Below are 6,733 nucleotides of genomic sequence, written 5' to 3'. Positions count from 1 at the left end.
GTCATGCTGCACGACGGCGGCGGCGACCGCTCGCAGACCGTCGAGGCCACCCGGCGGATCCTGGCCGGCGGGCAGGGTGCCCTGTTCCGCACCGTGCCGGCCGGACTCGGCCTGCCGGAGGCCGCGGCCGCCGGGCGGGGCGCGGTCGCCGGCGGGCTCGCGCTGCGGTGGAGCCAGACGATCGGTCACCTGCTCGCCGTCGCGATCCGGTGGATCGTGATCGTCGCCACGGTGCTGGCCCTGGCGCGGCTCGCCGTGCAGGTCACGGCCGCCCGGCGGCACGCCCGCCGCTCCCGCCGGTCCGCACGGCCGGGGCAGTACGCCGGCCTGGTGTCGGTCGTCGTCCCGGCGTACAACGAGGCCGCGAACATCGCCCAGACGGTCCAGTCGCTGGCCGGCTCCGACTATCCCGACGTGGAGATCATCGTCGTCGACGACGGCTCGACGGACGCGACCGCCGGCATCGTCGAGCGGATGCGGCTGCACATGCCCGTGCTGTCGCTGGTACGGCAGGCCAACGCCGGCAAGCCCGCCGCGCTCAACGCCGGGATCGCGGCGGCCCGCAGCGACCTGCTGGTGCTCGTCGACGGCGACACGGTGTTCGAGCCGGACGCGATCGGGCGGCTCGTGCAGCCCCTCGCCGATCCGGCGGTCGGCGCGGTGAGCGGCAACACCAAGGTCGCCAACCGGGGCGGGCTGCTCGGCCGCTGGCAGCACCTGGAGTACGTGGTCGGCTTCAACCTCGACCGGCGCCTGTTCGACCTCGGCGAGTGCATGCCGACCATCCCCGGGGCGATCGGCGCCTTCCGGCGGCAGGCGCTGCGCGACGCCGGCGGTGTGCCCACCGGCACGCTGGCCGAGGACACCGACCTCACCATGGCGGTGCTGCGCGCAGGTTGGCGCGCCGTCTACGCCGACGGGGCGGTGGCCTGGACGGAGGCGCCGGGCTCCCTGCGGCAGTGGTGGCGGCAGCGGTACCGCTGGTGCTACGGCACCATGCAGGCCGCCTGGAAGCACCGGGCCGCGGTCCGCGAGCCGGGCGGCGCCGGGCGTCTCGGCCGGCGCGGGCTGCTCTACCTGGTGTTCTTCCAGATGCTGCTGCCGCTGTGCGCGCCGCTGATCGACGTCTACGCGCTGTACGGCGCGCTGTTCCTGCCCTGGGCCCAGGTCGCGGCGGTGTGGTTCGGGTTCACCGCGTTGCAGATGGCCACGACCGCATATGCGCTGCACCTGGACGGCGAGCGGGTCGGCGCCGTATGGGCAGTACCACTGCAGCAGGCCGTCTATCGGTACTTGCTCTATCTTGTCGTTGTGCAAGCGACGGTGGCGGCCATGCTCGGAGGGCGGCAGCGCTGGCGGCCCATGACCCGCTCCGGGTTGGCGGCCGCGCGTCAATGACGGCTTCGATGCGACGGGTGGCCGACGAAGACCTGGCGGAGGCGCTTGCCGCGGCGATCGATGGCGATCCCGCGGCGTTCGCCGTGCTGTGGCGTGCCCTGCACCCGTACGTGCTGCGGTACCTGCGGGTGGTGTGCGGCGACGCCGCGGAGGACGTCGCCTCCGAGACCTGGCTGCAGGTCTCGCGGGACCTCTCGCGGTTCCGGGGCACGGCGACGGCGTTCCGGGTCTGGCTCTTCCGCATAGCCCGCAACCGCGGCATCGACGAGAACCGGCGCGCCTGGCGCCGGCACGAGGAGCCGCACGAGGCCATCGACCAGCTGGCCGCGTCGGCCGTCGCGCCCGACGCCGCGGCCGAGGTGGTGGCCCTCGCCGACACCGACCGGGCCGTCGGGCTGATCGCCAGCCTGCCGCGCGAACAGGCGGAGGCCGTCATGCTGCGGGTCGTCGCCGGTCTTGACGTCGCCGGCACCGCCAAGGTGCTCGGCAAGCGCTCCGGTGCGGTGCGGGTGGCCACGATGCGCGGGTTGCGCCGGCTGGCCGAGCACCCACAGGTTCGCGACTACCGCAACGCCGCCGAGGACGGTTCAGATGCATCCTGAGGAACTGCCGGACGGCCGGCTGGGCGAGCTCCTGCGGGCCGCCGCCGCGCCGGGCCGGCCGCACGAGCTGGCCGGGGAGGACGCGGCCGTCGCCGGCTTCCGCCGGGCGTACCGGCCCGTGAACCGGCGCCGCCGCCGGGCCATCGCGCTGTCCCTCGCCGGGCTCGCCGCGGTGTCGGTCGGGGGGACCGCCTACGCGGCCGGTACCGGTCACCTGCCCGACCCGGTCCGGGCCTGGATCGGCGAGAACGACCGGCCGAGCACGGCGCCGGCGGACCAGCGTCCGTCGGGGCGGCCGCGCGCCACGGCGACGGCCGGGCCGGCGTCGTCCGTCACGGCGTCCTTCGTACCGGCCGAGGCCTGCCAGCGGTTCCTGGCCTTCCGGGCGGACCCGCACGCCCGTCCCGTCGCCGCCGAGGAACGCCAGGAGCTCGCCCGGCTGGCGGGCGGCCAGCCGGCGATCGAGGAGTACTGCCGGCGGCTGCTCGCCGTCGCCCCCAGCGGTTCCGCCGCGGTCCCCACCCCTGCCGGCAGCAGCGGCAACGGCAACGGCAACAAGGGCGACGGCAACAACGGCAGCGACAGCAACAGCAACAGCGGCAACGGCCGCCAGCCCAGCCACCCCGCTCATCCGTCGCACCCCTGACGCCCGCGCCCGGGCCACCGGCGACGCCGAGCGAGGCTGACCTCGGCGCTGAAGACGTGCCGGCCACGAAGTGCTTCCGTTGGACGATGACCCGGACCGCCGCGGGCCGGTTGACAGCCGGCGGCTCCGCCGGTTCCATTGATGCTGATGTCCAACGGGGGCGACGTCAGCCTGTGGCGGAGCAGGGATTTTCAGGTCCTGCTCGCCAGTCAGACCCTGTCGGCACTGGGCGACTCGTTCTCGTTCGTGGCGATTCCGCTGCTGGTGCTGCAGGCCACCGGCTCGCTGGTGCAGATGGGCGTGGTGACCGGCCTGGTCGGCGTCTCGTCCGTCGTCACCGGCGTGTTCGCCGGCTACATCGCCGACCGGGCCAACCGGCGGGCCCTGCTCATCGGCTGCGACGTGGCGCGCTGCGTGCTCTACGGCATCGTGCCGCTGGTGTGGCTGATCTCGCCGCAGGTCTGGCTGATCTACGCGGTCGTCCCGCTGGCCGGCGCCTTCGCCATGCAGTTCCAGGTCACCTACGTGACCGTGGTGCCGGCCCTCGTACCGCCCGATCAGATCACCCGGGCCAACGGGCACCTCTACTCGAGTTACGCGGTGGCCAGCGTCGGCGGCCCCATGCTCGCCGGCATCGTGTCCGCCGCGCTCGGCCCCTCGGCCGCCGTGGCGGTCGACGCCGCGACCTTCGCCGCCTCCGCCGCCGGCCTGCTGCTGATCCGCATCCGGCCCACGGCCGGGGCCACGGCCGCCGCGCCGGTCGACTCGGGGCGGCGCGCGTTGCTCAGGGACTTCCTGGCCGGCGTCACGTTCCTGTGGCGGCACCCGGTGCTGCGCTCGCTGACCGTGCTGCTGTCGCTGCTGCTGTTCATCACCACCGGCCTGACCGACCTGATCATCTACTACCTCAAGCACGACCTCGGCCGCTCCGACAACATCGTCGGCTACGTGCTGGCCGCGGCCACGCTGGGCTCGCTGCTCGCGGCGAGCACCGTCGCCCCGTTCCGCAAGCGGCTGGGCTTCGGCGCCTGCTGGATCGGCTCGTGGGCGCTGTGCGGCGTGGCCATCGCCGGGCTCGGCCTGACCACCAGCGCGATCGCCGTCGGCGCGCTCGCCACCGTGCAGCTGCTGGCCACCGGCTGGGCCGGCATCTGTTCGATGTCGTTGCGGCAGGAGGTCACGCCGCAGCACCTCCTCGGCCGGGTCACGTCCGCGTTCTGGACCCTGCACAACTCGCTCGGCCCGATCGGCGCGGCCGCGCTCACCGGGGCGGCCGCCCGCTACGGCGTGATGGCCACCTGCGTGGCCGGCGGCGCCGCCTGCGTGGCCATCGCGCTGGCGGCGCTGGCCACCCCGATCCGGCAGCGCCGCCCGGAGGCCCTCCAGGAGGCCGGCGCGCTCACGTGAGCCCACCGCGGCGATAGGAGGGCCGGTAGGCTCACGCGAGGCCCGCCAGGCGGTAGCATCCGCGCTGATGTTCCCGACCGTCCGCGAGGTGCTCGACCTGGAGCAGGTGCGCAACGGCGCCCCGCGGGTCGTGGCGGGCGAGCGCGGCCTCGACGCGGCGGTGCGCTGGGTGCACAGCTCCGAGGTACCGGACATCGCCACCCTGCTGCGCGGCGGCGAGCTGGTCCTCACGACCGGCATCGGCCTGCCGCCGGACGACGCCGGCCTGCGCCGGTACATCGCCGACCTGGCCGAGGTGGGCGCCTGCGGCCTGGCGGTGGAGATGGGCCGCCGCTACGCCCGCCGGCTGCCCGAGGCGATGGTCCGCATCGCCGCCGACCTGGGCCTTCCCTTGGTCGAGCTGCACCGGGGCACCCCGTTCGTCGCCATCACCGAGGCCGTCCACTCGATGATCATCGACGCCCAGCTGGCCGAGCTGCGCGCCACCGAGGAGATCCACCAGCGCTTCACCGACCTGTCGGTCGAGGGCGCCGGCCCCGCCGAGGTCGTCGCGCAGGCGGCCGCGCTGGCGGGCGCCCCGGTCGTCCTCGAGAATCTGTCCCGGCAGGTCCTGGCCTACGACGCCGCGGGCGGCTCGGCCGAGCTGCTGCTGGCCACCTGGGAGTCGCACTCGCGGGCCATCCGGCCGGCGGGCCGTACCGCGCACGACGCCGGCTCCGGCTGGCTGGTGACCGCGGTCGGCGCCCGCGGCCAGGACTGGGGCCGTCTGCTCATGCGCGTGCCGGCGGCCGAGGCGCGGCACGTCATCCTCATCGAGCGGGCCGCCTCCACCCTGGCCCTGGGCCGCCTGATCGACCCCGACCCGGAGGGCCCCCAGCGCACGCTCCTCACCGCGCTGCTCAACCACACCATGCCGGTCGAGGAGGTGGCCCTGCGCTCCCGGGCGCTCGGCGTGGTCCTGGAGCGCCGCCACCTCGTCGGCCTGGTCCTGCGCCCCGCCGTGGCCGCCGCGGCCGAGCGGGTGCTGTCGGAGCTCTCGGTCAAGGGCCTGGTCGGCACCCTGGACCCGCTGCGCGCCGGCGTCCTGCTGGCCCTGCGCGACGGGTCGGACGAGCCCGAGGTGTTGCGCCAGTTCGCCGAGCGGCTGCAGCGTTCGGCCGGCGGCGAGCCGGTCGTCATCGCCGCGGGCGAGGGGGTCTCGTCCCCGCGCGAGGCCCGCCGCTCCCTGGTCGAGGCGGCACAGGTGGCCGAGGCGGTCCGCCATCCGGTGAGCGGCGTGGTGCGCCTGACCGACGTGGGCCTGGCCGGGCTGCTGCACATGCTGCGCGACGAGCCCCGGCTGCAGACATTCGTGGAGCGCGAGCTGGGGCCGCTGCTGGCTTACGATGCCCACAACCCGCGCGAGCAGCTCCTGGGCGTGCTGCGCGTCTACCTGGAGTGCGGGCGCAACAAGTCGGCCGCGGCCGAGCACAGCCACCTGTCCCGCCCGGCCTTCTACGAGCGGCTGGCCAAGATCCGCAAGATCCTGGGCGCCGACCTGGACTCGGTCCCCGCCTGCCTGTCCCTGCACGTCGCCCTGCTGGCCCTGGACGCCCTGCGCAGCTGAGGCGTTGGCCGGCGGTGCCCGCCCCGCATCACTGCATCGAAATGTGCACGTGGTTGTAGTGGTCGCCGGCCGGGGTGCCGTCGCCGCCGTAGGACTTCCAGCCGCTGCTGGGCTGCCAGATGCGTTTGTACCAGATCACGTACTTGACGCCGAGGTTCTTGGAGTTGGCCAGGGCCCAGGCGGCCAGGTTGTCCCCGTAGGTCTTGTCGGCCCCTGTCGCCCTGGCGTTGACGAATGTCGATGCATTGGCGGAGAAGTCGCACGCCTTGCCCAGGGGATGGTCGCCTCCGCCGCCGTTGCGGTGGCAGCTCGTGTAGTGCGTGAAGCCGGCCTTGCGGGCCTCGTTGTAGAAGTTGAGCATGCGCGGGGAGATGCAGCCGCTCGTCGTCGGGTCGTCGATCGTGCAGCCCTCGGACGGGTAGGAGCCGTCCGAGCTGCGCCCCACCGAGTTGGTGGTGACCTTGCCGCCCGAGGGGGTGGCCCCGGACACGTCGGCGCCGCCGCCGGCCTTGCGCAGCGCGTTCTCGGCGGCCTTCTTGTTGGCCTCCATGATCTTCAGCTGGGCCTGCTGGTTGGCGACCGCGGCGTCGATGTCCTTTTGCTGCTGCTCCAGCTGCTTCTGGGTCTCGATGACCGCGTGCAGCTGGTCGTTCTCGCGCTGGACGAGGTACTCCACCGTGACCATGTTGTGCAGCATGTCGTCGGGGTTCTCGGCGCCGACGATCACGTTGACCAGGCTGACCCGCCGGCCCCGGTAGGCGGCGTTGGCGATCGCGCCCGCGGCCGCCTGCAGCTCGCCCAGCGTGGTCTGGGTCTTGGTCAGCTGGTCGGCGATCGCGGCCTGGTCGGCCACGGACTTGTCCAGCCGGCCCTTCGCGTCGTTGTACTCCGCGTTGGCCTTGTCGAGAGCCTGGCGCACGGTGAGGTTCTGGCCGCCGTCCTCGTTGGCCCCGGGGGTCGGCTCAGCCGTCGCGGCGTTACCGAACGTGGTCACCAGCAGCAGTGCGGTGACCAGGAGCGTGAGGAGGCGCCTGGGTGCCGTCAACATCGCGGGTCAGCATACCGAAGCGCCCG

The 6,733-nt window shown here is 74.0% G+C and carries 6 protein-coding genes; 5 read left to right on the top strand and 1 reads right to left on the bottom strand.

The genetic code is table 11. The annotated features are described in order from the left end of the window. The 5 genes from AB0M46_RS36585 to AB0M46_RS36565 all read left to right on the top strand — a co-directional run. A partial coding sequence (locus AB0M46_RS36585; RefSeq protein ID WP_363343817.1) for a bifunctional polysaccharide deacetylase/glycosyltransferase family 2 protein occupies positions 1 to 1,398 on the top strand: 1,398 nt, incomplete at its 5' end. 8 nt (positions 1,399 to 1,406) lie between these two features. Continuing rightward, complete coding sequence (locus AB0M46_RS36580; RefSeq protein ID WP_363343815.1) at positions 1,407 to 2,000, top strand: RNA polymerase sigma factor; 594 nt, start codon at positions 1,407 to 1,409, stop codon at positions 1,998 to 2,000. Further along, entirely contained in the window at positions 1,990 to 2,646 is a 657-nt protein-coding gene (locus AB0M46_RS36575; RefSeq protein WP_363343814.1) for a hypothetical protein, read from the top strand. Before AB0M46_RS36580 ends, AB0M46_RS36575 begins: the two co-directional genes overlap by 11 nt. A 147-nt stretch (positions 2,647 to 2,793) precedes the next feature. Further along, entirely contained in the window at positions 2,794 to 4,053 is a 1,260-nt protein-coding gene (locus tag AB0M46_RS36570) for an MFS transporter (RefSeq protein ID WP_363343812.1), read from the top strand. Between the two features lie 67 nt (positions 4,054 to 4,120). Beyond that, positions 4,121 to 5,659 (top strand): PucR family transcriptional regulator ligand-binding domain-containing protein, encoded by a 1,539-nt coding sequence (locus AB0M46_RS36565; protein WP_363343810.1) that lies wholly within the window; start codon positions 4,121 to 4,123, stop codon positions 5,657 to 5,659. Between the two features lie 28 nt (positions 5,660 to 5,687). On the opposite strand, the gene AB0M46_RS36560 is transcribed toward AB0M46_RS36565, so the two are convergent. After that, positions 5,688 to 6,707: a hypothetical protein gene (locus AB0M46_RS36560; RefSeq protein ID WP_363343808.1), complete on the bottom strand. Its 1,020-nt coding sequence runs from the start codon at positions 6,705 to 6,707 to the stop codon at positions 5,688 to 5,690. Between the last annotated feature and the right edge of the window lie 26 nt (positions 6,708 to 6,733).

Origin of the sequence: Dactylosporangium sp. NPDC051485, assembly GCF_040682015.1 — a bacterium.
Taxonomy (GTDB): domain Bacteria; phylum Actinomycetota; class Actinomycetes; order Mycobacteriales; family Micromonosporaceae; genus Dactylosporangium.
The sequence above is the reverse complement of the archived record's forward strand: the minus strand, read 5'-3'. Positions and strand labels throughout refer to the sequence as shown.

Coding starts and splice junctions, on each gene's coding strand:
- AB0M46_RS36580 (WP_363343815.1), top strand. CDS start 1,407: ATGCGACGGGTGGCCGACGAAGACCTGGCGGAGGCGCTTGCCGCGGCG.
- AB0M46_RS36560 (WP_363343808.1), bottom strand. CDS start 6,707: ATGTTGACGGCACCCAGGCGCCTCCTCACGCTCCTGGTCACCGCACTG.
- AB0M46_RS36575 (WP_363343814.1), top strand. CDS start 1,990: ATGCATCCTGAGGAACTGCCGGACGGCCGGCTGGGCGAGCTCCTGCGG.
- AB0M46_RS36570 (WP_363343812.1), top strand. CDS start 2,794: ATGTCCAACGGGGGCGACGTCAGCCTGTGGCGGAGCAGGGATTTTCAG.
- AB0M46_RS36565 (WP_363343810.1), top strand. CDS start 4,121: ATGTTCCCGACCGTCCGCGAGGTGCTCGACCTGGAGCAGGTGCGCAAC.